The organism is Achromobacter sp. Root565, from assembly GCF_001427425.1.
GTDB classification, from domain to species: Bacteria; Pseudomonadota; Gammaproteobacteria; order Burkholderiales; family Burkholderiaceae_B; genus Achromobacter; species Achromobacter spanius_D.
Map to the genome: position 1 here is coordinate 2,794,770 of NZ_LMGO01000001.1, position 25,502 is coordinate 2,820,271.

Genomic DNA, 25,502 nt, shown 5'->3' on the forward strand with positions numbered 1-25,502 from the left:
AGACACCGACCTGCCACAGCCCGCCATCGCCCCACCAGGTGTCTGACACCCTTGAGGCAGCCGCCCAAGCTGACGCTCATCTCCCCCGGGTGTCAGACACCGACCTGCCACAGCCCGCCATCAGCGCGCGCCATGTTTCAGCCGACGCGCGAAATCCGTTGTTTAATCGGCGCTCCCTCGCGGGAAACTTCGCTCGGATGGCGGTGCAGGCCGGTCCAGGCGATTCCAACTACAAGATTCAGGATTTCGCACGTGTTTCATGTCATCACAGGGCTTATCGCGCTCTACGTCATCTGGCGCTTCGTCTGGCAATTGAAGTGGCCCGCCTCCGGCAGAGTGCTGCTATCGGTATTGGTCGTGCTGGCCGCCGAGCACCATCTCATTACCCGCAACTTCTTCGGCACCATGGCGTCGCCCGAGGTGCCCGCGGCCGTTTTGATGGCGCTGGGCTGGGCGTTCGGCGCGCTCATTCTGCTGGCAAGCTTTCTCTTCATCACGGATGTGGCGGGACTGATCGTGTCGCTGTTCTCGCGCCGGCGCGGCCGCGCCCTGCTGGGCTGCACGCGGCTGCGCGCCGGGTCCGCCATCGCCGCGCTTGCGCTGTCCGCCGTTGGCGTCTGGCAGGCCGTGCGCGTGCCGGAGGTCAAGACGATCGAGGTCGCCCTGCCCAACCTGCCGCGTGCGTATGATGGCTTTCGCATCGTGCATCTGACCGACCTGCACGCCAGCCGCCTGCTGCAAGGCGACTGGATGCAGGCCGTCGTGGCGCGCACCAATGCGCTCAAGCCGGACCTGACGCTCATCACGGGCGATCTGGTCGACGGCACGCCCGCGGCGCGCGCCGCCGACGTGCAACCGCTGGCCGATCTGCGCGCGCAATATGGCGTGGTGGCGATTCCGGGCAACCACGAGTATTACGCCGAGTACCTGGGCTGGATCGAGGCCTTCAAGAAACTTGGCCTCCGCATGCTGCTCAATGAACACATGACGCTTGAACGCGACGGCCAGCCGCTGGTCTTGGCGGGCATCACGGACAGCGTCTCGGCGCGCGTGAACCAGCCCCTGCCGGACATCGACGCGGCCATGAAGGGCGTGCCGCCGTCGTCGGCGGTGATCCTCTTGAGCCACCGGCCGGTAGGCGCCGTCCGCCACGCGCAAGCCGGCGCCGGTCTGCAACTGTCGGGCCACACGCACGGCGGCCAGATTCTGGGGCCGCATTTCATCACTCAACTAGCCAATGAAGGCTATGTGTCGGGCATGTACCAGGTCGGCAACATGCAGCTCTACGTGAGCAACGGCGCGGGCCTGTGGCCGGGCTTTCCGATCCGGCTTGGCCGGCCGTCGGAGATCACGCAGATCGTGCTGCGCGCCGCGCCGCCCGCCTGACGCTGTCCTGCCACAAACGCGGCGGCGCATTGACAAGCGCCGCCGCGCTGACTTAGCATTCGGCCCTGCTTTTTCAACGCTTTCCGCTTTCTGGGTGCAACCGTGTCTGCCATTCGTCAAATCGCCTGAACGCCGACGAGTACCGTCCTGGTACCGCGGTCAGCCTGCCCGCATTCGCTGCTCGACGCCATGTAATGAGCACACCCCCGCCCGGCAGGCGCGGATCCAGGAAGCGCAACACACCCCATCCCCGCTTCCCCTCCCGTAAAGACTGTGTCGTCGGCTTTTCCCATTTGCTGGAGAAGACCCATGACGCTGGATTTCTGCGCCTACGCGCAATCGCTTGACCTGTTCCGATACCCCCGAACGCCCCACCTGGAAGGCTCGCGCCTGCAGGACGGGGACGAAGGCCATGACCACGTGTCCTATCGCACGCTGGCCGGCCAGACGCTCGTCGTCGAAGAAAAGCTGGACGGCGCCAACACCGGCATCAGTTTCAGCCCGTCCGGCGAACTGCTGCTGCAATCCCGCGGCCACTACCTGGTGGGCGGCGGCCGCGAGCGGCAGTTCAGCTTCGTCAAGGCCTGGGCCGCCGCGCATGCCGACTGGCTGCTGGATCGGCTGGAGGACCGCTATGTGATGTACGGCGAAACGCTGTCGAAGAAGCACTCCGTGTTCTACGACGCCCTGCCGCATCACTTCTTTGAATTCGACGTGCTGGACCGGCGCACCGGCGAGTTCCTGTCGACCGGCGCGCGCCGCGCGCTGTTGGCAGATGGTCCGGTGCTGTCCGTGCCCGTGCTGTACGAAGGCCCGGCGCCCGCGCGGCTGGCAGACCTGAAGGCCCTGCTCAAGCCGTCGCTGGCCAAGACGGATGGCTGGCGCGATGCCTTCGAGGCCACCGTGCTGCGCGAAGGCCTCGACTTGGCGCGCGCCTGGAAGCAGTGCGACAAGTCGGACCTGTCGGAAGGCCTCTACATCAAGGCCGAAGCCGACAGCACGACCGTCGCCCGCTACAAGTGGGTGCGGCGCGACTTCGTGCAGGCCATTCTGGATTCGGACATGCACCATTCGGAGCAGCCATTCATCCCCAACCAGCTCGCCGACGGCGTCGACCTGTACGCCCCGCGCCTCGCGGTGGATTGGGACACCTTGCGCGGCGCCCGCACCGGAGAGACAGCATGAATCACGAACAGATCCGCGCCCTCGTGCCTCAGCCGGGGCGCGGCGCCGACTACACCGCATGCCTGACCGCCTTTCCCGCGCTGGAGCTGGCCAAGACCACGCCGCAGGATCCGCGCTACCACGGCGAGGGCGACGTGTGGACGCATACGCAAATGGTGGTGGACGCGTTAATCGCGCTGCCGCAATACCAGGCCGCGTCCCGCGCCGATCAGGAGATCGTGTTTCTGGCCGCCCTGCTGCACGACGTGGCCAAGCACGGCACCACGGTGATCGACCCGGTCACCGGCGCCATCGGCCAGCCCGGCCATTCACGCAAGGGCGCCATCGACGCGCGCATCGCGTTGTGGGATGCGGGCGTACCGTTCGCGGTGCGTGAGGCCATCTGCCGGCTGATCGCCACGCATCAGGTGCCGTTCTTCGCGCTGGAAGGCTCGCGCCGCGGCCGCTCGCCGGAGTTCATCGTGCGCGAGCTGTCGTGGCAGGTGTCCCTTCCGCTGCTGGCAATGCTGGCCGAAGCCGACATGCGCGGCCGCATCTGCGCGGATGCGGGCCGCGTGCTGGACAACATCGCGCTCTTTTGCGAGCTGGCGCGTGACGAGCAGTGCTTCGGTCAGCCCCGCGCCTTTGCCGACGCACACACCGCCGTCAGCTACTTCCGCGGCGCCGACGTGCATCCCGACTACGCGCTGTTCCAGGAGCCGGGCTCGCGCGTCATCGTGATGTCCGGCCTGCCGGCGTCCGGCAAGAACACGTGGGTGGCGGCGCATCATCCGGATCTGCCGGTAGTGTCGTTCGACGATGCGCGCGAGGAACTGGGCCTGCGCCACGGCAAGAACGAGGGCATGGTCGCGCATCTGGCCATCGACCGCGCAAAGACCCTGTTGCGCGCCCGTGCGCCGTTCGTCTGGAATGCCACCAACCTCAGCGAGCTGATGCGCAAGAAGACGCTGGACCTGCTGTACGCCTATCACGCGGACGTGGAGCTGGTGTATCTGGAAAAGCCGCGTGCCGAACTGCTGCGCCGCAATGCGCGGCGCGACACGTCGCTATCCAACAAGACGCTGACCGGCATGTTGCACCGCTGGGACCTGCCGCTGCCCACGGAGGCCCACCGGGTGGTCTACGCGGTGTAGCGCGGGTCAGGCAGGCACTGTCGCCGGCGCCAGCATGCTGTCGCGCAAGCGCAGCACCGACGCGCACGAGGTGTCGCGATGCGTCACCAGCGACAGCGACAGCGCGCCCTGCGCATCCGGGTCGGTCAGGGGCACGAACGCCACGTGCGGCGTCGAGTAGGCGCGGGTCACGCCGGGCACCAGCGCCACGCCCAGCCCGCTGGCGACCAGGCTGACCAGCGTCTGCACCTGGATCGCCTCCTGGCTGATGCGGGGCGAAAAACCGGCCTTGTGACACAGCGCCAGCGTCACGCCGTTCAGGCCCGGCACCTTGGCCGGCGAATACAGCACGAAGTTTTCGGACCGCATGCGTTCAAGCGCGATCGGGCCGGCGTCGGCCAAGGGGTGGCGGGCGGGCACGGCCAGCATCAGGTCGTCGCGCTCGACCACCCATGAATCGAGCGCGCTGTCTTCGGCCAAAGGACCGCGCACGAGGCCCGCGTCGATCTCATTGGCGCGCAGCATTGCCACCAGCCCGACCGTGCTGTCTTCGCGCAGGTCCAGTTGCACATCCGGGTACTGCGCGCGGAAAGCCGGCAGACAGCGCGGCAGCAGCATGTACGTGGCCGAACCCACGAAACCCAGGCGCAGCGTTCCCCATTCTCCCAAGGCCACCCGGCGGGCGGCCTGGCGCGCCTGATCGGTATGGAACAGCGCGCGGCGCGCATCGGCCATCAGGGCGTCGCCCGCCGGTGTCGTGGTGACGCCCTTGGCGCCCCGCACCAGCAGCGGCACGCCCACCGCGTGCTCCAGTTTCTGAATCGACACCGACAGCGCGGGCTGGGCGATGTGCAGCGCATCGGCGGCGCGGCGGTAACTCCCCAGTTCGGCGATCGTGACGAACTGCCGAAGCTGGCGCAAATCTATAGCCATAACAGATTCCGTATCAAGCAATACCGAAGCCATATTAGACGCGTATGTGCGGCGCCGATAGGATTTCCGCCATGACCACACCTCCCCCTTCAAACGGCCCGGCGCTGGATGGCATCCGCGTCCTGGACCTGACTTCCGTCGTATTCGGCCCCTATGCCTCGCAGATCCTGGCCGACTACGGCGCGGACGTCATCAAGGTGGAGGCGCCCGACGGCGACTCCACCCGGCGCACCGGCCCCGCGCAGGAGCCCGGCCTGTCCGCGATCTTCCTGGGCCTGAACCGCAACAAACGCAGTATCGTGCTGGACCTGAAACAGCCCGCCGCGCGCGAGGCGCTGCTGACGCTGGTGGATCAGGCCGACGTGCTGATGCACAGCATGCGGCCGGCCAAGATGGCGGCGCTGGGGCTGGACCCCGCCACGCTGTGCGCGCGCAACCCGCGGCTGGTCTATGCCGGCCTGTACGGCTTTGGCGAAGGCGGCGCCTACGACGGCCGCCCGGCTTACGACGACATCATCCAGGGTCTGTCGGGCTTCGCGGATCTGGTCGGCCGCCAGACCGGCGCACCGCGCTACCTGCCCACCGTCGCCGCCGACAAGACCTGCGGCCTGGTCGCCGCGCACGCGATTCTTGCGGCGCTGTTCCAGCGCGCGCGCACCGGACAGGGCCAGCAACTGGAAGTGCCCATGTTCGAGAACATGGCGTCCTTTGCGCTGGTGGAGCATTACTACGGCCGGCATCTGGCGGACGAACCCGGCGACGCCGGCTATCCGCGCGTGCTCACGCCCTGGCGCCGGCCCTGCCAGACCGCCGACGGACACGTCTGCCTGATGCCCTACACCGACGCCCATTGGCGCGATTTCTTCAACGCCGCCGGCCGCCCCGACCTGGCGCAGGATCCGCGCTTTGCCGACATTTCGGCGCGGACCCGGCATATCGAGACGCTCTACGAATTGCAGGCCGGCATCGTCGCGGCCCACGACACGGCGTACTGGCTGGCGCTATGCGAACGGCTGCAGATCCCGGCCGCGCCCGTGAACCGGCTGGAAGATCTGGAGACCGATCCGCACCTGACCAGCGTCGATTTCTTCGTGCCGCTGGAAAGCGCGTCCGGCAGCCATTACCGCTTTCCCCGCAACCCGGTGCGCCTGCAGCACTCTCACGTGCCGCCCGCCATGCCGCCGCGCCTGGGCGAACACACGCGCAACGTGCTGGCCGAAGCGGGCATCGCGCCTGCCCAAGTCGATGCGCTGCTCGGCACCGGCGCCGCCCGGCAAGCCGGCGCCCCCCTTTCCGAAAACACCAAGGACCCCGCATGACCCAAGACCGCAACACCGCACCCATCGCCCAGTTGGGCCACGGCTTTTACTGGCAGGACCTGACGGTCGGCCAACGCTTCCAGACGTTTCGCCGCACGGTGACCGAGACCGACATCGTCAACTTCATCAGCGTCACGGGGATGCTGGAGACCATCTTCATCGACGCCACCTACGCCCACGGCGCCATCCAGGGCCGGCCCGCGCCGGGCGCGTTGACCTATGGCCTGATCGAGGGACTGATCATGCAGGGCATGGTGCAGGGAACGGGCCTGGCGCTGCTGGAGGTTCACAAGAAGATGATTGCGCCGGTGGTGGCGGGCGACACCATCTGGGCCGAGATCGAAGTGACCGGCGTGCGCCCGACCTCGCAGCACAACCGCGCGGTGGTCACGTCCGCCATCGACGTGCGCAACCAGCACGGCAAGCCGGTGATGGCCTACACGGCCGTGCGCATGCTGGCCGGCAGGCCGCGCTGACCGCTATCGGCGGCAAGCGCCCCGCGAGAGGACGCCGCCGCCAATCCGCAGTACCCATAACAGCACAAGGAGACAACCCATGAAAAAAGCACTGCTGGCGACCACGCTGGCCATTCTGGCGCTAGGAGGCGCCGCCAGCGCCCAGGCCGCGTGGCCCGACCGCCCGATCACGATGGTGGTGCCCTTCCCGCCCGGCGGCCCAACCGACCTGGTGGCGCGCGTGCTGGCCAAGCAGCTGACCGACCAGCTTGGCCAGACCGTCGTCGTCGAAAACAAGGGCGGCGCCAACGGCAACATCGGCATGCAGTACGCGGCCGCGGCCAAGCCCGACGGCTACACCGTGCTGTACAACACCTCGTCCATCGCGCTCAGCCCCAACCTGTATCGCTCGCTGGCCTTCGACCCGGTCAAGGATTTTGCGCCGGTGTCCACCACGGCCGTCATTCCGCTCGTCCTGCTGGTGCACCCGTCCGTGCCCGCCGATACGGCGCCCGCCTTCGTGGACTATGCCCGCAAGCATCCCGGCAAGCTGTCGTATGGGTCCGCCGGCGCCGGCAACGTCACGCATCTGGGCGCGCTGCTGCTTCTGCGGTCGCTGAACATCGATGCGGTCCACGTGCCCTATCGCGGCAGCGCCCCCGCCATGACGGACCTGGTCGGCGGACAGGTCCAGGTGATGACCAACACGCTGAACGATTCGCTGGGCTTCATCCGCGAAGGCAAGCTGCGCGCGCTGGCGGTGACCAGCGAGACGCGCAGCGACCAGCTGCCCGACGTGCCAACGGTAGCGGAAACCGTGGCGCCGGGTTTTGGGATGGGGGCTTGGCAAGGCGTGGTGGTGCCGGCCGGCACGCCCGCGCCTGTCATTGAAAAGCTGAATGCCGAGATCCTGCGCGCGCTGAAATCGCCGGAGATGCAGAAGCAGCTCAAGGTGCAAGGCGCGCAGGCGCTGGGGTCGACGCCGCAGGAATATGCCGCCTACATCAAGAGCGAGATCGCGCGATGGGGCGAGGTGGTGAAGGCGGCGAACGTGAAGCTGGATTGAGGGCCGTACGACTCAGCGTCCCGCAGCCTTGGCGCTCAAGCCATTTGCCACGCCCATGTCGGTCTTGGGCACGTCGCGCAGGATCACGCGGACGTCTTCGCCGGAAATGTCGAGACTGGCACACACCGCCTGGTTCAGCGCCGCGATCAGCGCCGCCTTCTTGGCCTCATCGCGGCCTTCGATCAGGTCCACGTCCACGCGCGCCATGCGCTTGCCGATTTCCCCCGCAACGATCACGTGTTCCGCCGGGATTTCGTGCAGCACGGCGCGCACGCTGGGCAGCGGCGCAGCGATGCTTTCCACCACCGCGTTGGATGCCGCCTTCAGCAGGGCGGCTTTCTGGGCGGCCGAATGGCCTTGCATGATCTGGACGTTCAAGAGGGGCATGACGGGTTCCGAGGGTGCACGAAGAGGAAGGCCATCATATCGTGACTGCGCCCGCGTGCAAGCAAGTGCACGCGGGCGCAAGGGGTCATGCGGGAAAAGCTGGAATCAGGCGGCGGCCTTGCCTTCGCGTTCCAGTTCCGGTTGGGCGTCCGACGCGTCCGCGTCCGCCGTGGCCGGGGTTTCAGTCAGGGCTTCGGCCGAAACCGGCGTCTCGGTCAGGGCCGGCGTGACCAGCTCCACGACCTTCTTGCGGGACAGCATGCCCAGGAACTCGTCGTCCTCGCCCGTCACGGCGACCGGCTGGTCGCTGTGCACCAGCTGCGCCAGCACTTCGCCCAGACCCGCGGTGGCGGGCACCGAGGCCAGGTCCTCGACAAAACGGGACACATCGCGCGCGCCTTCCTGCATGGCCTTGGCGGCCGCCTTGGCGGTCAGGACGCCAGCGAGGCGCTTGCCGTCCAGCACCGGCGCGTACTCGTAGCTGAGCGCGTTCATGCGGTCCACGGCATGCGCCGGGCGCGAACGCATCGTCAGCGTCAGGCGCGCCGGATTCACGGCGTGGGTGGCGTTGAGCACCTTGGTGCGGTTCACGTCCTGCAGGAACGACTGCACGTAATCGTTGGCCGGGTTCAGCAGGATGTCTTCCGGCGTGCCTTCCTGCACCAGTTCGCCGTCCTTCAGGATGGCGATGCGGTTGCCCAGGCGCAGCGCTTCGTCCAGATCATGCGTGATGAAGACGATGGTCTTGTTGAGCTTGGCTTGCAGTTGCAGGAGCTGGTCCTGCATCTCGCGGCGGATCAGCGGGTCCAGCGCGGAGAACGCTTCGTCCATCAGCAGGATTTCGGCATCGGTGGCCAGCGCGCGCGCCAGGCCGACACGCTGCTGCATGCCGCCCGACAGTTGATGCGGGTACTGATTCTCGAAGCCCGACAGGCCCACCTGTTCCAGCCAATCGCGGGCGCGCTTCTCGCGCTCGGCCTTGCCCACGCCCTGCACGGTCAGCCCGTACGCGGCGTTGTCCAGCACCGTGCGGTGCGGAAACAGGCCAAAGCGCTGGAACACCATGCTCATCTTCTTTTGGCGGAAGACTTCCAGGTCGCGCTTGTTCAGGCTGACGACATCCACGCCATCGACCAGGATGTGGCCCGCGCTGGGCTCGATCAGGCGGTTGAAGTGGCGGATCAGCGTCGACTTGCCGGAACCCGACAAGCCCATGATGACGTAGATGCTGCCTTCTTCGATGGACAGGCTGATGTCGCGCAGACCCAGCGTGTGGCCGCTCTTGGCCAGCAGCTCTTCCTTGCTCATGCCGCCCTGCGCGGCTTCCAGCCACTTTTTCGGATGCGCTCCGAAGATCTTGTAGATGTTCTTGACTTCGATCTTGCTCATCGCTGGCCTCCCATGCGCATGCGCTGTCCATACGATTGCGTGATCCGGTCGAACAGCACGGCCAGCACCACGATACCCAGGCCGGCCAACAGGCCCCGGCCCACTTCCAGGCGATTGATGCCCAGCAGCACTTCATAACCCAGGCCGCGCGCACCGATCATCGACGCGATCACCACCATCGACAGCGCCATCATCGTGGTCTGGTTGATGCCGGCCATGATGTTGGGCAGCGCCAGGGGCAATTGCACGCCGAAGAGCTGCTGGCGCGGGTTGGCGCCAAAGGCGCGCGACGCTTCCAGCACTTCGCGGTCGACCAGGCGGATGCCCAGGTCGGTCAGACGGATGAGCGGCGGCACGGCGTAAATGACGGTCGCGATGATGGCGGGGATCTTGCCCAGGCCAAACAGCATGACGACGGGAATCAGGTACACAAAGCTGGGCATCGTCTGCATCACGTCCAGCACGGGCAGCATGCCCGAACGCAGCCAGTTGACCCGCGCCATCAGCACGCCCAGCGGAATGCCGATCAGCACGGACAGCCCTGCCGCCATGATCATCAGCGCCAGCGTCTGCATGCCGGCGTCCCACAGGCCCAGCACGCCGATCACGCACAGCAGCGCGCCCATCGCGACGCTCAGGCCGATGCGGCGGCTGACGCCATAGGCGATCGCAACGGTGACCGCGACCACTGCCCACCAGGGCGAGTTGCGCAGCAGCTGCTCCAACCACACCAACGCGTGCAGCACGGGCTGGGACAATTTCTCCAGCGTGTCCGCGTAGTTGGTGACCAGATGATCGACAAAGCCGTCGATCGCCCCCCGTACCTGACGGGCGGGAATAATTTCAGGAAACATGCATTCGACTCCATTCTGGCGCGCTCGCCGCCCGTGTCGCCACCGGGCGCGCCGGCGCAGCGGAAAACAACGAGACTGAGACGGGTGCCTGGCACCTGGACGGATGATGGATCGCGCAGATCACATCCGCATCGGTGCCCTGCACCGGTATCACTGCCACCGCGGGTGGCGGCACAAGCACGCTTGCCGGGCCGGACGCATGCGCCCGGCCGGCGGCCATCCCGGCAAAGAGGTCCGGTCCCTCAAGGGGCCGGTACGCGCCACCGCGGCGCGCAGCCAGGATCACAGTGCTTTACAGCGCGCTTTGGACGCGCCCGGCGACGTCAGCGGGGACCCACTTGGTCCAGACGTCGGGTTTGTTCTTCAGGAACCACTTGGCCACGGCGGTGGACTCATCGCCGGACTCTTCCATGTGGGCCAGGGTTTCGTTGATGACTGGCAGCGGCACCGAAACCTTGGACAGGAATTCGGTCAGCTTGGGCGCATCTTCGGAGAACTTGGTGTTCACTGCCGTAAAGACGGGATTGTCGGGATAGGCGCTGGGCTCGGGCTTGGCGCACTTGGGCGACGTCAGGCACTTGTGCTTTTCGGCGTCGTAGGGCGGCAGGTCCAGCTTGACCAGATCCATGGCGCCAACCAGCGGCGTGGGCGACCAGTAATAGAAGACCACGTTCTGCTTGCGCTTGTAGGCCGACATCAGGGCCGCCTTCTGCGCCGCGCCCGTACCGGGCGAATACAGCGTGTAGGAGTCGTCAAGCTTCAGGGCATGGAACAGGTTGTTGCTGGTGACTTCGCAACCCCAGCCTGCCGGGCAGCCGTAGAAACGGCCCTTGCCGGGCTCTTCCGGATCCTTGAACTGGTCCTTGAACTTGGGCAGGTCGGCCGCCGACTTCAGTTCCGGCAGGCGCTCGGCCGTGTACTTGGGGATGTACCAGCCTTCGGCGCCCATGTACAGGTCACCGATGCGCTTGACCTTGCCGGTCTTCTCGGCACGGGCCCAGGGGTCGGCCACGCTGTTCAGCCAGATTTCGGTATTGATGTCCAGATCGCCGCGCTCGAGGGCGGCCAGGGCGGGCAGCGTTTCGGTGGGCAGGGTTTCGGTCTTGCAACCGTAGCCCTTTTCCATGATGAAACGTTCGACGTCAACCAGGACCAGATTGGATTCCCAGTTCATGGCGCCGAAGGTTACCGGGCGCTTGATTTCGCATTGCGGGGCGTCGGCGGCATGGACCGCACCGGCAAACGCAAACATGACGGCCGCGGCGGCCAGGGTCTTGACAGGGGTAAAACGCATTGGCTTTTGCCTCCATAGGTTCAGGCACGCACGCCAGGAACAAGCCCGGGAGGCACCGTGGAGCTAAGGGGGTTGTGCGGAAGACGGGCTGAACCGCCAATACAAACCGACACTAGCAACAAGACGGCCCGCGAGGGACGCGGCGTCTTGCAAGACAGGGAGCTTCAAAAACGAGTTTTTGAAAACCCAGAGAAAGGGGACAAACTGAACGAAGAAGGCAGCATCTTAAACGAAATTGATATGCAGACCAACCCCAAGGGTGAATGAAACAGATACATTCGCCACGAAAAAGGTACGGGAAAACCCGGTGTCCACCTGGGCGGTTGGCAGTTTTCCCCAGGGGAAATTCATGCAGGGAGGGCCGATACATTTAGTTAACAATATGTTCGGATAAACACATACAGAGCGTTCCAAAACGGGGTTTGGAAATGCGAAACGGCCGGTCGGCGGGGCCGTTTTCATGCGCGTTCAAGGCGGCCCGGCGGGGCGGCTATGCCGCATTTGGGAGGAGGTGTCTGACACCCTTTCGGCAATGCGGCAGGTTGAAGGCCGTCTCACCAGGGTGTCAGACACCGGGGCAGTTCGGTGCCGCTACTTCCTGGCGAACGACTGCTGATGTGGAGGTGTCTGACACCCCTTTCGGCAATGCGGCAGGTTGAAGGCCGTCTCGCCAGGGTGTCAGACACCGGGGCAATTCGGTGCCGCTACTTCCTGGCGAACGACTGCTGATGTGGAGGTGTCTGACACCCTTTCGGCAATGCGCCACGTTGAAGGCCGTCTCACCAGGGTGTCAGACACCGGGGCAATTCGGTGCCGCTACTTCCTTGCGAACGACTGCTGATGTGGAGNGATGTGGAGGTGTCTGACACCCTTTCGGCAATGCGCCACGTTGAAGGCCGTCTCACCAGGGTGTCAGACACCGGGGCAATTCGGTGCCGCTACTTCCTGGCGAACGACTGCTGATGTGGAGGTGTCTGACACCCTTTCGGCAATGCGGCAGGTTGAAGGCCGTCTCACCAGGGTGTCAGACACCGGGGCAATTTGCCGCCGCTACTTCCTTGCGAACGACTGCTGATGTGGAGGTGTCTGACACCCTTTCGGCAATGCGCCACGTTGAAGGCCGTCTCACCAGGGTGTCAGACACCGGGGCAATTCGGTNGATGTGGAGGTGTCTGACACCCTTTCGGCAATGCGCCACGTTGAAGGCCGTCTCACCAGGGTGTCAGACACCGGGGCAATTCGGTGCCGCTACTTCCTTGCGAACGACTGCTGATGTTGAGGTGTCTGACACCCCTTTCGGCAATGCGTCAGGTTGAAGGCCGTCTCACCAGGGTGTCAGACACCGGGGGCAGTTCGGTGCCGCTACTTCCTTGCGAGCGACTGCTGATGTGGAGGTGTCTGACACCCTTTCGGCAATGCGGCAGGTTGAAGGCCGTCTCACGAGGGTGTCAGACACCGGGGCAATTCGGTGCCGCTACTTCCTTGCGAGCGACTGCTGATACGGCCCAGCGTCCAGCGCGCCCGCCGGAAGATCCCCCTTCAGCGTCCCGTTGTCCTTGAAAATCTGAAACTCGCGCTTGAGCGTATCCAGGTCCGCCTCGTTCAGCGACACCCGGTAATTCTCGTCCCAAAGGTCCGCGAACACCTGCGCATCCGCCTGCGGCAGATTGCCCGCTTTCTGCACCGCGCTGACCACCTGCGCGGGATTGGCGTGGCCGTATTCCAGCGCCTTGCGCAGCGCCACGATCGCACGCACGACGGCGTCCGGGTTCTTCTGCTGGTACTCCGCGCGGACCAGGCCCACGGCGTTGTAGGGCACGCTGTCGCTCTTGGTCAACGTCTTCCACTGATCGCCAAACGTCGACAAGGTACGCACCTTCAGGTCCTTCAACTGCGCGGTCGTGACGTTGCGCAGCGCGGCCGCGTCCACTTCCTTTTGCGCCAGGAATTGCACCAGACGCGGCTCATTGCCGGGCACCAGCGTGAAATCCTTCTCCTTGATCCCGTGGTTGCCCGCCAGCACGGCGCTGGCGATGGTGGCGGTGGAACTGCCCGCGGGCGACATGCCGATCTTCTTGCCCTTCAGGTCGGCCAGCGTCTTGATCGGCGAGTCCTCCAGCACCACGAAGGACACATTCGACGGCTGCGTTGCCAGCACGATCTTCACCGGGACGCCATCGGTCGCCAACGCAAACGCGCCCGCGGCCGGGGATCCGAAGGCCAGGTCGATGGCATTGGCGGCGATGGCGCGGGTCGGGCCATTGACGTCCGAGAAGTGCACGTACTCCACCTCCAGCCCCTGGTCCTTGAAGAAGGTGCCGGCTTCCAGCACCGCTCCGTAACCCAGCGTCAGCCCGCTGGGCCAGTAGCCGACGCGGATTTTTTCGGCATGCGCGGGCGCCGCGGCCAGGCCGCCGGCCAGCACCGCCAAGAACGCGGCGCGTTTGATCAATTGCAAGGCTTTCATGAGTGCTCCAGTAGTGAGTCCTGTCCGGTCAACGCGCCGGCGGCAGGTGTCGGTAGGTGGGATCGGTGCGGTCCAGTCCGCGCAGCAGCGCCTGCCACAATCGCGGGCTGCTGCGGCCGGCGGCGCGGTCGAAGGTCTGTGCCGCGCGCTGGATGGCGTCGCGGTCGGGCACGGCGACGGCCTGGCCAGTCGCCTGGATCTGCAACTGCGCGCGGCAGGCAAATTCCAGGAAATACATCAGCTCGAACGCCTCGCCGACCGTCGCACCGCAGGTCAGCAGGCCGTGATTGCGCAGCATCAGCGCCTTGTGCGGCCCCAGGTTACGCACCAGCCGCGCGCGCTCGTCCAGGTCCACCGCCACGCCTTCGTAGGCGTGATAGCCAATGCGCCCCTGAAAGCGCGCCGCATGCTGCGTGTAGGGCAGCAAGCCATCACGCAGGGCGGACACCGCCACGCCGGCCAGCGTATGGGTGTGCATCACGCACACGGCGTCCGGCCGAGCCTGGTGCACCGCCGAATGGATGACGAAGCCAGCCCGGTTGATGCCCAGCCCGGTCGGATCGTCCAGAAGCTCGCCGTCCGCGCCTACCGTCACCAGGTTGTCGGCACGGACCTCGTCGAACAGCAGGCCGAACGGATTGATCAGGAACTGGTCTTTAGCCCCCGGCACGCGCGCCGAGATGTGCGTATAGATGAGATCGGTCATGCCGAACTGCGCCGCCAGCCGATGGCAGGCGGCGAGGTCGATGCGCATCTGCGCGCGTGCGGCCGCCAACGCGTCAGGATCGGGCTTGGGTGTCTGCGCCACCTGCGGCCTCCCAGAAGACGATTTTGCGATGCAGCCAGCGCACCGTCTGCGCGCCGGCAACGCCAAATGCGGCCAGCAGGATCACGCCGGCAAACATGGTGCTGACGTTCAGGTTGACCGCGGCCGATCCGATCAGGTAGCCCAGCCCTGCCTCCGACGAGACCAGCTCGCCCACCACGGTGCCGATCAGCGCGAGCGACACGCCGATCTGCAAGCCGGCAAAAATGTCGCCGGACGCCGCGGGCAGCTTCACGTGACGGAAGATGTACCAGCGCGACGCCGAGAACGCGCGGCACGCGTCGATCAGGTCCGGATCCACACGCCGGATGCCCACGATGGTGTTGATGAACAGCGGGAAAAAGCAGATCAGCACCACCAGCACCACCTTCGACGCCAGTCCGAAGCCGAACCACACGAGGATCAGCGGGGCCAGCGCCACCTTGGGCGTGGCCTGAATGGCCACCAGCAGCGGATAGACAAATTTCTCGAACGTGCGCGATTCCGCCAGCAACGCCCCCAGCACCAGCGCCAGCACGCTGCCGATGGCGTAGCCGATAAGCGTCGCGGCCACGGTGTAGCCGATGTGGCGCCAGATGGTGCCGTCCTGGAATACCGACACCAGCGTGCTGAAGACAGCGCCCGGCGTGGTCAGGATGTAGTCGGGAACCTTGAAGTAGGTCACGGAAAAATGCCAGGCCAGCAACACCGCGGCCAGCGTGGCAAGCGGGTACAGGACAGCGGTCAGTCGTTGCATGGGCTCATCCGATGAAGTGGCGCCGAAGGTGATCGGCGGCGGCGGTAAACGCGGGTTCAGCCAGCGTCGCCATCGTGCGCGGACGGGGGATATCAACCTTGAAGTCCTCGACCACCCTGCCGGGCCTGGCCGACATGACCAGCACACGGTCCGACAGCATCACGGCTTCGGGAATGCTGTGCGTGATGAACAGCACCGACTTGCGGTCGCGCATCCAGATCCGCTGCAGCTCCAGCGTCAGCGCCTCGCGCGTCATCGCGTCCAGGGCGGCGAACGGCTCGTCCATCAGCAGCAGCCGCGGGTCGCGCTGCAGCATCCGCGCCAGCCCCACCCGCTGCTGCATGCCGCCGGACAGTTCGTTGGGGTAGTTGCCGGCAAAGTCGCGCAGCCCCACGAGGTCCAGCAGTTCCCGCGCGCGGCGCTCGGCAACGGCGCCGCGCTCGCCCGCGGTTTCGCTGGGCAGCAGAACGTTGTCCAGCACCGAGCGCCACGGCAGCAGTGTCGGCTTCTGGAAGGCGACGCCGATGTCGCGGCTGGGGCCGGCCACCGGCACGCCGCCGACTTCGACCTGGCCCCGCGTGGGGGCCAGCAGCCCGGCAGCAAGCTTGAGCAGTGTGGACTTGCCGCAGCCCGACGGCCCGAGGATCGTGACGAACTCGCCCTCACCCACTTCCAGTTCCACGTCGCGCAGCGCGTCGATGCTGCCACGCCGCGTCTGGTAGGACACCGACACCGCGCGCGCCTGCAGCAAGGGCGCTGCCGTCATTGGACCGCCTTCGCCTGCGCGCGCACGGCGGCGGCGTCGAACGCCGAGAACTTCGGCACGAGCTGGTTGCTGAAGATCTTGTCGACGGGAATGTCGGCGGTGTTGAACTCGCCCGCCTCGTGCATTGCGCCCACAAAGGACCGGATCACCGCCAGGTCGAATTCGCCCGGCACGCGGTCGGTGCCATCGGGGCGGCGCAAGGTGCTGTCCATGCGCTTTCTGACCAGCACAACGGCTTCATCCAGGTGCTTCTGATAGTCGCCGTCCTTGGGCTTGGCTTCCGGCTGGTACTTCCAGAACGTTTCGGCGCACAACCGCGGATTGGCATCGCACGCCAGCACCGCCTTGGTGTACGCACGCCCGAAGCGGGCCAGCAGCTCGGGCTGGTCGCGCAGCGTGTCTTCATGCGCGATGAAGCCGTTGCTGTTGATCTTCTGGAAAATCGGCGGATACGGCAGGCGGCGGACCTTGGTGCCGGTCAGCTCCAGCATCGCGGTCCACGAGCTGTTGTAGTTCAGGGCGTCCACCCTGCCCTCTTTCAGCGCCAGAAAGCCGGATCCCAGCACGCCCACCGCCACGATGTCCACGTCCTTGCCCGGCGCCAGCGACTCCTGCCGCAACAGCGCCCGCGTCGATGGAATAGTGCCCCAGGTCAGCGCGCCGACCCCGATCTTCTTGCCCTTCAGGTCCTTGATCGTCTTGATGGGGCCGTCAGCCAGCACCGCCAGCTCCAGCTCGTTGGACGGAATGGTGTTGTAGAAGTAGCGCACCGGCAGCGGCGTCTTGCCTGTCTCGTAGCTGGCCAGCACGGGCTCCGGCAGCGGCAGGCCGATCGTGACCTTCTTGGACGCCACCTGAGGCAGCAACGCGCCCGCGCCCTGGAACACGATCGTCTTGACCTCGATGTTCTCCTGGTCGAAATAGCCCAGGTCCTTGCCCAGTCCGTACACGCCGCCACTGGCGACGGTAAGCGGAATGCCCAGCGCCACGGTGACAGTGTCGGCGGCCTGCGCGGCCGGGAAGGCGGCCAGCGCCACGGCGGCGGCAGCGATGCGCGCAAGGGTTTGTGCGGGTTTGGTCATTGCAGTGTTCCGTTGGTGTTGGGGTGTCTCTCGGGTCGGGCCAGCGCGTTCCGCGCCCGCTGTTTGAGCAGGTTGCGGTCGACCTTGTTGGTGGAAGCCAGCGGCAACGCATCCAGAAACCAGACGCGGCGCGGGTGCTGGTAGGCCGGCGCGTGGGTCAGCACGTACTGTTTGACCGCGTCTTCGGTCAGCACGCCGGGCGCGGCGGGCACGACAAACGCCACCGGCTTGTGGCCCTTGATGTCGTCCGGCACCGGCACCACGCAGGCCTGCTGCACGCCGGGCAGCGTTTCCAGCACTTTCTCGACCTCGCCGGGAAAGATGTTTTCGCCGCCGGACACGAACATGTCGTCGTCGCGGCCCACGAAGTAATAGAAGCCCTGCGCGTCGCGGCGCAGCACGTCGCCCGTGACGTAATAGCCGTCGACGGTGATGGCGGCGCGGATATCGGGACGGTTGTGATAGCCCAGCATGATGCCGGGGCTCTTGACATGCAGCACGCCCTGATCGCTCTCGTTGCCCGCGGCGTCCACGAGCCGCACCTGCACCTGCGGATGCGCATGGCCGATCGACATGTCGGGCTGCGGCAGTCCGGCCGGGTGCGGGCCGAACGTGACGGGGCCAGCCTCCGTGGTGCCATACGAATTGATCACGCGCGCCTTGGGCAACGCGCGGCGGATGGCGGCCTGCAAGGCTTCACTGACGGGCGCCGAGCCCATGCGCACGACCTCCACGCTGCTCAGATCGGCGTGGACGAGCAGATCCTCTTCGCGCAGCACCATCGCCATCATCGGCGGCACGGACGTGAGCCAGGTGGGGCGGTAGCGCGCAATGGCCTCGATGTAGGGCCGCGGCTTGAACTGCGGCAGCAGCACGATGGTTGCCTGCCCGGCCAGCGCAAGCTGGGACAGCGCCAGCGCGTTCATGTGATACATCGGCGCGGCGATCAGGTAGCGCTGCCCGGCCAGGCTTTGGCCGGCGAGCCGCGTGCGCACCACCCACAGGTGGCTGCGATGCGACAGCACCACGCCCTTGGGCTTGCCGGTGGATCCAGACGTGTACAGGAAGAACGCGGCTTCGTCCGGCGCCGGCGTCACGGCCTCGAACGGTCCCGGGTCGAGCAAGGCGTCCAGCCCGGTCTCGCCCGGCGCGCCAAACTCCACGACAGGCAGATCCGACGGCGTCTGCGCGCGCCGCGCGGCATCGCAGAAGACCAGCCGCGCACCGCTGTCCTGAATGACGAAGTCGGACAAGGCGCGCGGAAACTTGTAGTTCACCGGCACGACAACCAGGCCCGCCCGCTGCGCGCCCAGCAGCACCGCCAGGAACTGCGCGCTGTTGGCGGCCAGCACCGCGACGCGATCGCCGCGTTGCAGCCCGCGGCGCAGCAGTCCGCGCGCGACGGCGTTGCACAGGTCTTCAAGCTGCCCGACCGTCAGGCGCGTCTCGTTCTGCTCATCGTCCAGCGCGATCACCGCCACGTTGTCGGGATGGGCGCCCGGCGGCGTGAGGCCGCCCAGGTTGTACGCATGGAAGCCGAGATCAGTGCTCATAGACGAAGTCCAGTAAGGTGTTCAAGCCCGGCAGGGCGACGGCCAGACCGTTCACGCCATCGCGTTGCCAGGGCCGCGCGCGCAGGCCATCGCCCAGCGCCGCGACGTGTCGCTCCAGCGCATCGGGGTTGCCCGCGCGCATGGCGATGGCGCCGAAAAAGCTGTCGCGGCCCAGCGCATCGCAGGCTAGGTCGCCGTAGCGCTGCGCGTAAGCGTCGGCATCCAGCAGGTCAACCGAAAAGCCGGGGCTGGGTATCGAAAAGCCGCGCCCGTCCAGATGCACCTGGCCGAACGCCGCCTGCGCATAAGCCTGCGCGTCGGCCTGCGCCCGGGCGGACACCAGCGTCAGGCCCGCCAGGCCGCGCACGCCATTGGCGTGCGTCTGCCATTCCGACCGCCACACCAGTTCCGGCGTCAGGTGCTGGCAGTAATAGACGCGGCCAGCCTCGAAGGCGCCGGGCTGGTAGCGCACGGTGCGAAAGCTGGCCTCGTGCTGCACACCGTCCAGCTCAAGCGCACGGGTGAACGCGTGCAACGGGGCCACCGCGGCGCCCGCGCGCGTCAGCGCCGCATGCACGGCGTCGGCCGAGGCCGGCTTGTAGACCAGCCCGTCGATGCCCGCGGGGTTGTCCAGGATCTCCTGGCGCAAGGTGCCACCATCGGTCGGCAGGCCGATCAGCTCCAGGTAATCGTCCTGGAACACCATCAGGTGATTCACCGACCCGAACGCGTGCCGGCCTTGCGGCGTCAGCGTGAACCCCAGCGCCGCGAACAGGCGCGCGGCCGCATCGGTGCCAAAGCGCGTATTGATCACCAGGTGATCGAGTGGCAGAGCGCTGTCCATGCCCCTTCCCCCTCAGGCCTTGGGCGGCGCGGTCAGGTACACGCCGCGCCCGCTGGCCAGCAGCACGCCTTGCGCGTCCTCGATGCGCGCTTCGGCCACCGACAACTGCTTGCCGGCCTTGACGACCTTGCCGCGGATGGTGAGGTCGCCCTGGATCGCGGGCCGGTGATAGTCGACCCGCAGGTCCACGGTCGGCACGCCACGGCCCGTGTGGGAGACGAGCGCCCAGTCCGCTGTCAGGTCGATCAGCGCGGCCAGAATGCCGCCGTGCGTGTAGGGGTTGTCGGGGTTGACCGACCATTCCTCGCGCCACGTGGCCTGCAGCACGATCTCGCCGTCGCCGACCGACAGCACTTTCAGGCCAAGCCACTGGTGATAGGGACTGCGCAAGAGACGCGCCTGGATATCAGCCGCGGCGGGCAGGTTCTGTTCAGACATGTTCAAGGTTCCGATGGGGTTCAGGGAGCGACGATGATCTTGCCGATGACCTTGCGGTCGCGGATGGCGGCCAGGCCTTCGGCTGCTTCTTCCAGCGGCACCACGCGGTCGATCAGCGGTGCGATCTCGCCGCGGTCGACCTGGTCCAGCAAGGCGAGCAGGTTCTCGTCGTAGAAGCTGTTGGAGCCCTTGACGGTCAGCTCGAAGCTCCAGATGTAGCGCAGGTCTTCCTTCGGGTCGTAGCCCGCGGTGGCGCCGCAGGTCAGCAGAACCCCGCCGCGGCGCAGGCAGCGCAGCGACGGCACCCAGGTGTCGCCGCCCGTAAAGTTCACCACCACGTCCACCCCGCCGGCGGTGCCGCGGCGCTGCGGCTTGCCATACTGCTGGATGGCCCATTTGGAGAAGTCGGTCTCGCGGTAGTCGACGACGTGATCCGCGCCAATCTCACGCAGCCGCGCCAGCTTGTCCGCGCCACTGGCGCAGGCAATCACCTCGGCGCCCAGGCGCTTGGCCAGAATGACGCTGGCCGTGCCCACGCCGCCGCTGGCGCCCAGGATCAGCACCTTGTCTCCGGCCTGCACGGTGCGGTGCGTGATCAGCATGCGGTGAGCGGTGCCATAGGCCACCGGCAAGGCGGCCGCCTGTTCGTACGTGACGTTGGCCGGCAGCGGCAGAAGCTGCGCCGCCGACACCAGGCAGTACTGCGCCATGCCGCCATCCAGCATCTCGCCCATCAGGCCCTTCTCGCGGTTCAGCGGATTGACCAGCACGCGGTCACCGGCCTTCCAGCCCTCGACGTCCGCGCCGACTTCGGCGATCTCGCCGGCCAGATCCAGGCCGATGATCACCGGCAGCGGCACCTTGATGCCGGGCATGCCCTGCACCGTGAAGACATCGTGGTAGTTGAAGGACGAGGCGCGCACGCGCACCACAACGTGGCCGGGAATTGCCTGCGGCACAGGTTTGTCTTGGACGACCGACAGTTGGTCCAGGCCGCCGTGCGCGTTGAGCACGAGCGCCTTCATGGTTTGGGACATGGGAATGGATCCGTAACGGGAGAAAAAAAGAAAGAAGATCAGTCCGCGGCGGCGCGGCGCCAGCGGAACAGGTGCGTCTCCAGCGGCTTGAGCACGCAGAATTCGATCAGCACCATCAGGCCGACCAGCGTGATCGTCCACGCGAACACCTGATCCGTCTGCACGAGGTCGGCCGCCTGCCGCAGCCGGTAGCCCACGCCGTTGGACGCGCCGATCGTCTCGGCCACCAGCGACACCCGCCAGCCGAAGCCGAAGGCCAGGCGCGCGCCGGAGAAGAAGTCGGGCAGGATGGACGGCAGATAGATCGTGCGCAGAATGCGCAGCGGCGACATGCGGAAGCTGCGCGCCAGTTCAACCAGATCGGCGCGCACCGACCGGGCGCCCTGCCAGACGTTGGTCAGGATCAGCGGCAGCGCGGTCATGAACACCACGAAGATGGTGGTGGCGTTGGAGATGCCGAACCAGATGATGGCGAAGATCGCCCAGATGGCCGAAGAAATCGTGTTGGTGACTGCCAGCACGGGTTCGAAGAATTCGCCCAGTTTGCGGCGGCTGCCAAACAGCAGCCCCAGCGCGGTGCCCGCCACGGCGGCCAGCGAAAAGCCCGCGATGACGCGCCAGAACGTCACGCCCAGATCGCGCCAGAACGTATCGCTGGAAACCAGCCGTCCCAGCGCGTCGGCCACGCGCGCCGGCCCCGGCAGGATGTACGCGGGCACGCCGCGCGCGGCGAACGCCCATGCCGCCAGCAGCAGCGCCACCAGCAGCAGGCGCCGGCCCGCATTGCCGCCCAGGACACGCCATGCCGACACGCGGACGGCCGAAATCGAAGTCTGGTTCATGACGCTACACCCGCACGCGCAACTGACGGATCAGCTCGGCGACCTCAGGTTGCGACGGCGCGCGCGGCCTGGCCAGCGTCACCGGCGCGATCTCGCGGATGCGGCCCGGCCGTGGCCGCAGGATCACCACCTGGTCTGCCAGCACCACCGCTTCCTCGACATCGTGCGTCACGAACACCACGGTCATGCCCCGGCTCGCCTGGATTTCCAGCAGCTCGGCGTGCATCTGCGCGCGAGTGCCGGGGTCCAGCTTGGAAAAGGGTTCGTCCAGCAGCAGGATACGCGGCGCGTTCACCAGACTGCGCGCCAGCGCCACGCGGCTGCGCATGCCGCCGGACAACTCGTGCGGATAGGCCGACGCGAAGCCGGCCAGCCCCACCGTTTCCAGCGCGGCCAGCGCCCGCGCCTGGCGTTCGGCGCGCGGCAGGCGCGTGGCCTCCAGGCCGAAGCAGACGTTGTCCCGCGCGGTGCGCCACGGCAGCAGCCGGTCGTCCTGGAACAGATATCCCACTGCACGCCAGTCCGTGTACGCCGCCGTGCTGGCGCCTTCCACCAGGATGTTGCCCTCGTCGGGATGCGCCAGACCCGCGATCAGGTTGAGCAGCGTGCTCTTGCCGCAGCCCGACGCGCCCAGAATGGCAACCACTTGACCATGCGGAATGTCCAGGTCGATGCCTTCGAGCACCTGCAGGGGCGTGTCGTCGCGGCGCGCAAAGCGCTTGGACACCTTACGCAGCGAGATGGCGGCGGACGCGGGCTGGCGGTCGGGAGATATGCGGCGGACGTGTTGGATGTCGGACAGATCGGTCATGAAAGGCACGGTTGAAGACGATGCCCTGCACGCCACGCTTGGGGCGAACCGACATCATGCCTCGCAGCTTAAGCGTCATGCACATACATCGGAACGACCGATTTCCCATCTGCAAATGGCGTGAAGTCCTTAGGTGAAAACCGGCTATCGGCATGCGGAAATCTTCGTTGGCAACCTGGATTTGCCCACCTAAGTTCAGGGATTTTCCCGCCCCAATTGGAACCCTCAAGCATGCCAGCCCGTCTTGCCGTCACCCCCGCCACCGCGTTGATCGACGTTCCCCGCGTCTTCACGCTGGAAGGCTTTCATCCGCATTCCGCCGTGACCCTGACGCTGACTTCGCGCCAGCCCGATGGCGAGACCTGGCGCAGCCGCAACACCTTCCTTGCCGACGCGAAGGGGTCGGTCGACGTGTCCGGGCAGGCTCCCGAATCCGGCGGCTACGGCGTCGCCGATGGCCAGGGTCCGATCTGGTCGCAGTCGCCCGCGCGGGCCGGCGATGCTCAAGACGCCGATGACCTGCCCGCCCCCGAAAGCGCGGATGGCGTCATCCATTTGATCGCGGCGGCCAGCGACACGCACGGCAATCACGCGTCCGCCCGCTTCGAACAGCGCCACGCGGACATCGGCGTCACCCGGCAGCCCTTGAACGAGGACGGCTTGGTGGGCGTGCTGTATACCCCCGCCGGCCCCGGCCCGCATCCGGCCATCGTGGTGCTGAACGGATCGGGCGGCGGCATCAACGAAGCGCGGGCCGCCCTTTTTGCGTCGCGCGGCTATGCCGCGCTGGCGCTGGGCTACTTCGGCGCGCCCGGCCTGCCGGACTACCTTTCCGCGATCCCCCTGGAATACTTCGAGCGCGCGCTGCAATGGCTGCGCACCACAGTCAGGCCGGCGGGCGATTTCGTCGCGGTCAGCGGCCATTCGCGCGGCGGCGAACTGGCGCTGCTGCTGGGCAGCCTGTATCCGCAGGCCGTATCGGCGGTGATCGCCTATGTGCCCAGCTCGGTCGTGCACGGCGTGCTGAACGCGGGCAAACCGGGCACGGGCCGCTTCGGTCCCGCCTGGACGCAGGCGGGCCAGCCCCTGGCGCACGTCTGGGAGAACAACGCCGCGCAGGATTGGGGCCTCGTCGACAGCCTGCCCGAGCCGCGTCGCCAGGCGCAGGCGTTCGTGAACGCCCAGCAGGATGCGGCCGCCGTCGCGCGCGCCCGCATTCCGGTGGAACGGATAGCGGGTCCGGTCCTGGTGCTGTCCGCGGGCGACGACGGCTATTGGCCATCGACCCAGTACGCCGCCGACGTGGCAAACGCCCTGCAGGCCGCCGGCCACCCGCACGCCGTGGAGCATCTGGACTATCCCGACGCCGGACACGCCTTGCAGGCGCCCGGCGTGCCCACTACCGAGATCGCTCGCGCGCATGCGGTGTCCGGCATCGTGCTGACCGGCGGCGGCGACGCCGCAGCCAACGCGCGCGCCAACGCGGACTCGTGGGCGGCGGTGCAGCGCTTTCTGGCGGCCGCGGTCGCCGAACGCGCGGTGACCGCCGCATGAGCGCGCAGCAGACGCCCGGCGCGGGCGCGCTGGCGGGCCTGACCCTCATCGAACTCGAAGGAATCGGCCCGGCGCCGATGGCGGCGATGCTGCTGGCCGACATGGGCGCGACGGTCCTTCGCATCCAACGCCGGGATCCCGTGGCGCAAGGCATCCAGCGCGAACCGCGCTTCAACCTGTTGCTGCGCAACCGCACGTCGATTGAACTGGACCTCAAGCGGCCGGAATCCGCGGCGCTCGTGCTGGACCTGGTCGAGAACGCGGACGCCTTGATCGAAGGGTTCCGGCCCGGCGTCATGGAGCGGCTCGGCCTCGGTCCGGACGCGTGCCTCGCGCGCAATCCGCGTCTTATCTATGGCCGGGTCACGGGCTGGGGCCAGACCGGCCCGCTGGCCCTGTCGGCGGGACACGACATCAACTATCTGGCGATCACCGGCGCCCTCGAGGCGATCGGCCGGCAGGGGCAGCCGCCCACGCCGCCGCTGGCGCTATTGGGCGACTTCGCGGGCGGCGGGTTGTATCTGGCACTGGGCATCCTGGCCGCGCTGATCGAACGCGCGCGCAGCGGTCTGGGACAGGTCGTGGACGCGGCCATGGTCGATGGCGTGGCGTCCCTGTCCACCGCCTTTCATGGCCTGGCTGCGGCAGGCGTATGGCGGGCCGAGCGCGGCACGAACCTGATCGACTCCGGCGCGCCCTTCTACGACGTGTACGCGTGCCGTGATGGACGCTACGTCTCCGTTGGGCCGCTGGAAGCCAAGTTCTTCAAGACGCTGCTGACCCTGCTGGAACTGCCGGCGGAGCTGGCCGCGTGGCAATCCGACCGCGCCCGCTGGCCTGCGCTGCGCGAGCAGTTGGCGCACGCCTTTGCCGGCCGCTCGCGCGAAGAATGGACCGCGCGGCTGGAAGGAACCGATGCTTGCTTCGCACCGGTGCTGAGTTTTGACGAAGCGCCGAATCACCCGCACCTGCGCGCACGCGGCACGTTCGCCGAGGTCGACGGCATCGCCCAGCCGGCGCCCGCGCCGCGCCTGAGCCGCAGCACGGCGCCGCCGATCACGCCGGTCGCGGCGCCATTGCGCGGCACCACGGCGCTGGCCGCGCTGGGCCGCTGGCTGCCGCCCGACGCGCTGGAGCGCGCACGGGCGCAGGGCTTGTTCGAGTAA

24 protein-coding genes are annotated in these 25,502 nt (G+C 67.0%); 8 read left to right on the plus strand and 16 right to left on the minus strand.

What is annotated here, in order from left to right; genetic code table 11:
• The first annotated feature begins 252 nt into the window (after window positions 1-252).
• The 3 genes from ASD71_RS12485 (at window position 253) to ASD71_RS12495 (ending at window position 3,704) form a co-directional block, all read left to right on the plus strand.
• Window positions 253-1,386, plus strand: a complete 1,134-nt coding sequence (locus ASD71_RS12485) for a metallophosphoesterase (RefSeq protein WP_056564021.1) — start codon at window positions 253-255, stop codon at window positions 1,384-1,386.
• Between the two features lie 309 nt (window positions 1,387-1,695).
• The gene (locus ASD71_RS12490) at window positions 1,696-2,571 is read left to right on the plus strand and encodes an RNA ligase family protein (RefSeq protein WP_056564026.1); all 876 of its coding nucleotides are present in this window, start codon (window positions 1,696-1,698) and stop codon (window positions 2,569-2,571) included.
• Entirely contained in the window at window positions 2,568-3,704 is a 1,137-nt protein-coding gene (locus tag ASD71_RS12495; protein ID WP_056564029.1) for an AAA family ATPase, read from the plus strand. The genes ASD71_RS12490 and ASD71_RS12495 overlap by 4 nt, the downstream gene beginning before the upstream one ends.
• Before the next feature lie 6 nt (window positions 3,705-3,710).
• Here ASD71_RS12495 and ASD71_RS12500 read toward each other — a convergent pair whose 3' ends face one another.
• Window positions 3,711-4,616 carry a LysR family transcriptional regulator gene (locus tag ASD71_RS12500; protein WP_056564033.1) on the minus strand — a complete coding sequence of 302 codons (906 nt, stop codon included), beginning with the start codon at window positions 4,614-4,616 and terminating at the stop codon, window positions 3,711-3,713.
• A 71-nt stretch (window positions 4,617-4,687) separates the two neighbouring features.
• Between ASD71_RS12500 and ASD71_RS12505 the strand changes: the two genes are divergently transcribed.
• The 3 genes from ASD71_RS12505 (at window position 4,688) to ASD71_RS12515 (ending at window position 7,456) form a co-directional block, all read left to right on the plus strand.
• On the plus strand, window positions 4,688-5,935 hold the full coding sequence (locus ASD71_RS12505; RefSeq protein WP_056564034.1) for a CaiB/BaiF CoA-transferase family protein: 1,248 nt from the start codon (window positions 4,688-4,690) through the stop codon (window positions 5,933-5,935).
• Window positions 5,932-6,411, plus strand: a complete 480-nt coding sequence (locus ASD71_RS12510; RefSeq protein WP_056564035.1) for a MaoC family dehydratase — start codon at window positions 5,932-5,934, stop codon at window positions 6,409-6,411. The genes ASD71_RS12505 and ASD71_RS12510 overlap by 4 nt, the downstream gene beginning before the upstream one ends.
• Before the next feature lie 79 nt (window positions 6,412-6,490).
• Window positions 6,491-7,456, plus strand: coding sequence for a tripartite tricarboxylate transporter substrate binding protein (locus ASD71_RS12515; RefSeq protein WP_056564036.1), 966 nt, complete (start codon window positions 6,491-6,493; stop codon window positions 7,454-7,456).
• A gap of 12 nt (window positions 7,457-7,468) precedes the next feature.
• Here the strand turns inward: ASD71_RS12515 and ASD71_RS12520 are convergent, their stop codons facing one another.
• The 15 genes from ASD71_RS12520 to ASD71_RS12590 all read right to left on the minus strand — a co-directional run bounded on the left by ASD71_RS12520 (window position 7,469) and on the right by ASD71_RS12590 (window position 22,782).
• On the minus strand, window positions 7,469-7,843 hold the full coding sequence (locus ASD71_RS12520) for a tautomerase family protein (protein ID WP_056564037.1): 375 nt from the start codon (window positions 7,841-7,843) through the stop codon (window positions 7,469-7,471).
• Window positions 7,844-7,948: 105 nt separating this feature from the next.
• Window positions 7,949-9,232 (minus strand): glycine betaine/L-proline ABC transporter ATP-binding protein, encoded by a 1,284-nt coding sequence (locus tag ASD71_RS12525; protein ID WP_056564038.1) that lies wholly within the window; start codon window positions 9,230-9,232, stop codon window positions 7,949-7,951.
• Window positions 9,229-10,086: a proline/glycine betaine ABC transporter permease gene (locus ASD71_RS12530; RefSeq protein ID WP_056564039.1), complete on the minus strand. Its 858-nt coding sequence runs from the start codon at window positions 10,084-10,086 to the stop codon at window positions 9,229-9,231. Before ASD71_RS12530 ends, ASD71_RS12525 begins: the two co-directional genes overlap by 4 nt.
• A 292-nt stretch (window positions 10,087-10,378) precedes the next feature.
• Entirely contained in the window at window positions 10,379-11,380 is a 1,002-nt protein-coding gene (locus ASD71_RS12535) for an ABC transporter substrate-binding protein (RefSeq protein ID WP_056564042.1), read from the minus strand.
• Between the two features lie 1,474 nt (window positions 11,381-12,854).
• On the minus strand, window positions 12,855-13,847 hold the full coding sequence (locus ASD71_RS12540) for an ABC transporter substrate-binding protein (RefSeq protein ID WP_056564047.1): 993 nt from the start codon (window positions 13,845-13,847) through the stop codon (window positions 12,855-12,857).
• Between the two features lie 28 nt (window positions 13,848-13,875).
• Complete coding sequence (locus ASD71_RS12545) at window positions 13,876-14,655, minus strand: class II aldolase/adducin family protein (RefSeq protein WP_235512121.1); 780 nt, start codon at window positions 14,653-14,655, stop codon at window positions 13,876-13,878.
• Window positions 14,627-15,409, minus strand: coding sequence for an ABC transporter permease (locus tag ASD71_RS12550; protein ID WP_056564048.1), 783 nt, complete (start codon window positions 15,407-15,409; stop codon window positions 14,627-14,629). Before ASD71_RS12550 ends, ASD71_RS12545 begins: the two co-directional genes overlap by 29 nt.
• 4 nt (window positions 15,410-15,413) lie before the next feature.
• A complete protein-coding gene (locus ASD71_RS12555) occupies window positions 15,414-16,175 on the minus strand; it encodes an ABC transporter ATP-binding protein (RefSeq protein ID WP_056564049.1) in 762 nt (253 codons plus the stop codon).
• Complete coding sequence (locus tag ASD71_RS12560) at window positions 16,172-17,257, minus strand: ABC transporter substrate-binding protein (RefSeq protein ID WP_056564050.1); 1,086 nt, start codon at window positions 17,255-17,257, stop codon at window positions 16,172-16,174. The genes ASD71_RS12555 and ASD71_RS12560 overlap by 4 nt, the downstream gene beginning before the upstream one ends.
• Window positions 17,254-18,810 (minus strand): class I adenylate-forming enzyme family protein, encoded by a 1,557-nt coding sequence (locus ASD71_RS12565; RefSeq protein ID WP_082578879.1) that lies wholly within the window; start codon window positions 18,808-18,810, stop codon window positions 17,254-17,256. Before ASD71_RS12565 ends, ASD71_RS12560 begins: the two co-directional genes overlap by 4 nt.
• A complete protein-coding gene (locus ASD71_RS12570; RefSeq protein ID WP_056564051.1) occupies window positions 18,800-19,654 on the minus strand; it encodes a VOC family protein in 855 nt (284 codons plus the stop codon). Before ASD71_RS12570 ends, ASD71_RS12565 begins: the two co-directional genes overlap by 11 nt.
• 12 nt (window positions 19,655-19,666) lie before the next feature.
• Entirely contained in the window at window positions 19,667-20,092 is a 426-nt protein-coding gene (locus ASD71_RS12575) for a PaaI family thioesterase (protein WP_056564052.1), read from the minus strand.
• A gap of 20 nt (window positions 20,093-20,112) precedes the next feature.
• Complete coding sequence (locus tag ASD71_RS12580; RefSeq protein ID WP_200949430.1) at window positions 20,113-21,117, minus strand: zinc-binding dehydrogenase; 1,005 nt, start codon at window positions 21,115-21,117, stop codon at window positions 20,113-20,115.
• 50 nt (window positions 21,118-21,167) lie between these two features.
• Window positions 21,168-21,971, minus strand: coding sequence for an ABC transporter permease (locus tag ASD71_RS12585; RefSeq protein WP_082578880.1), 804 nt, complete (start codon window positions 21,969-21,971; stop codon window positions 21,168-21,170).
• Window positions 21,972-21,975: 4 nt separating this feature from the next.
• Complete coding sequence (locus ASD71_RS12590) at window positions 21,976-22,782, minus strand: ABC transporter ATP-binding protein (RefSeq protein ID WP_082578881.1); 807 nt, start codon at window positions 22,780-22,782, stop codon at window positions 21,976-21,978.
• Window positions 22,783-23,013: 231 nt separating this feature from the next.
• Here ASD71_RS12590 and ASD71_RS12595 point away from each other — a divergent pair, with 231 nt between their 5' ends.
• Both ASD71_RS12595 and ASD71_RS12600 read left to right on the plus strand, forming a co-directional pair.
• Window positions 23,014-24,336 carry an acyl-CoA thioester hydrolase/BAAT C-terminal domain-containing protein gene (locus ASD71_RS12595; protein ID WP_056564055.1) on the plus strand — a complete coding sequence of 441 codons (1,323 nt, stop codon included), beginning with the start codon at window positions 23,014-23,016 and terminating at the stop codon, window positions 24,334-24,336.
• A complete protein-coding gene (locus tag ASD71_RS12600) occupies window positions 24,333-25,502 on the plus strand; it encodes a CaiB/BaiF CoA-transferase family protein (RefSeq protein WP_082578882.1) in 1,170 nt (389 codons plus the stop codon). Before ASD71_RS12595 ends, ASD71_RS12600 begins: the two co-directional genes overlap by 4 nt.

Excerpts from the sequence above, each read along its gene's own strand:
- ASD71_RS12590 (WP_082578881.1), bottom strand. The coding sequence starts at position 22,782 with ATGACCGATCTGTCCGACATCCAACACGTCCGCCGCATATCTCCCGAC.
- ASD71_RS12570 (WP_056564051.1), bottom strand. The coding sequence starts at position 19,654 with ATGGACAGCGCTCTGCCACTCGATCACCTGGTGATCAATACGCGCTTT.
- ASD71_RS12490 (WP_056564026.1), top strand. The coding sequence starts at position 1,696 with ATGACGCTGGATTTCTGCGCCTACGCGCAATCGCTTGACCTGTTCCGA.
- ASD71_RS12575 (WP_056564052.1), bottom strand. The coding sequence starts at position 20,092 with ATGTCTGAACAGAACCTGCCCGCCGCGGCTGATATCCAGGCGCGTCTC.
- ASD71_RS12530 (WP_056564039.1), bottom strand. The coding sequence starts at position 10,086 with ATGTTTCCTGAAATTATTCCCGCCCGTCAGGTACGGGGGGCGATCGAC.
- ASD71_RS12510 (WP_056564035.1), top strand. The coding sequence starts at position 5,932 with ATGACCCAAGACCGCAACACCGCACCCATCGCCCAGTTGGGCCACGGC.
- ASD71_RS12515 (WP_056564036.1), top strand. The coding sequence starts at position 6,491 with ATGAAAAAAGCACTGCTGGCGACCACGCTGGCCATTCTGGCGCTAGGA.
- ASD71_RS12585 (WP_082578880.1), bottom strand. The coding sequence starts at position 21,971 with ATGAACCAGACTTCGATTTCGGCCGTCCGCGTGTCGGCATGGCGTGTC.
- ASD71_RS12495 (WP_056564029.1), top strand. The coding sequence starts at position 2,568 with ATGAATCACGAACAGATCCGCGCCCTCGTGCCTCAGCCGGGGCGCGGC.
- ASD71_RS12600 (WP_082578882.1), top strand. The coding sequence starts at position 24,333 with ATGAGCGCGCAGCAGACGCCCGGCGCGGGCGCGCTGGCGGGCCTGACC.
- ASD71_RS12555 (WP_056564049.1), bottom strand. The coding sequence starts at position 16,175 with ATGACGGCAGCGCCCTTGCTGCAGGCGCGCGCGGTGTCGGTGTCCTAC.
- ASD71_RS12535 (WP_056564042.1), bottom strand. The coding sequence starts at position 11,380 with ATGCGTTTTACCCCTGTCAAGACCCTGGCCGCCGCGGCCGTCATGTTT.
- ASD71_RS12595 (WP_056564055.1), top strand. The coding sequence starts at position 23,014 with ATGCCAGCCCGTCTTGCCGTCACCCCCGCCACCGCGTTGATCGACGTT.
- ASD71_RS12505 (WP_056564034.1), top strand. The coding sequence starts at position 4,688 with ATGACCACACCTCCCCCTTCAAACGGCCCGGCGCTGGATGGCATCCGC.
- ASD71_RS12565 (WP_082578879.1), bottom strand. The coding sequence starts at position 18,810 with ATGAGCACTGATCTCGGCTTCCATGCGTACAACCTGGGCGGCCTCACG.
- ASD71_RS12500 (WP_056564033.1), bottom strand. The coding sequence starts at position 4,616 with ATGGCTATAGATTTGCGCCAGCTTCGGCAGTTCGTCACGATCGCCGAA.
- ASD71_RS12560 (WP_056564050.1), bottom strand. The coding sequence starts at position 17,257 with ATGACCAAACCCGCACAAACCCTTGCGCGCATCGCTGCCGCCGCCGTG.
- ASD71_RS12520 (WP_056564037.1), bottom strand. The coding sequence starts at position 7,843 with ATGCCCCTCTTGAACGTCCAGATCATGCAAGGCCATTCGGCCGCCCAG.
- ASD71_RS12580 (WP_200949430.1), bottom strand. The coding sequence starts at position 21,117 with ATGAAGGCGCTCGTGCTCAACGCGCACGGCGGCCTGGACCAACTGTCG.
- ASD71_RS12525 (WP_056564038.1), bottom strand. The coding sequence starts at position 9,232 with ATGAGCAAGATCGAAGTCAAGAACATCTACAAGATCTTCGGAGCGCAT.
- ASD71_RS12540 (WP_056564047.1), bottom strand. The coding sequence starts at position 13,847 with ATGAAAGCCTTGCAATTGATCAAACGCGCCGCGTTCTTGGCGGTGCTG.
- ASD71_RS12550 (WP_056564048.1), bottom strand. The coding sequence starts at position 15,409 with ATGCAACGACTGACCGCTGTCCTGTACCCGCTTGCCACGCTGGCCGCG.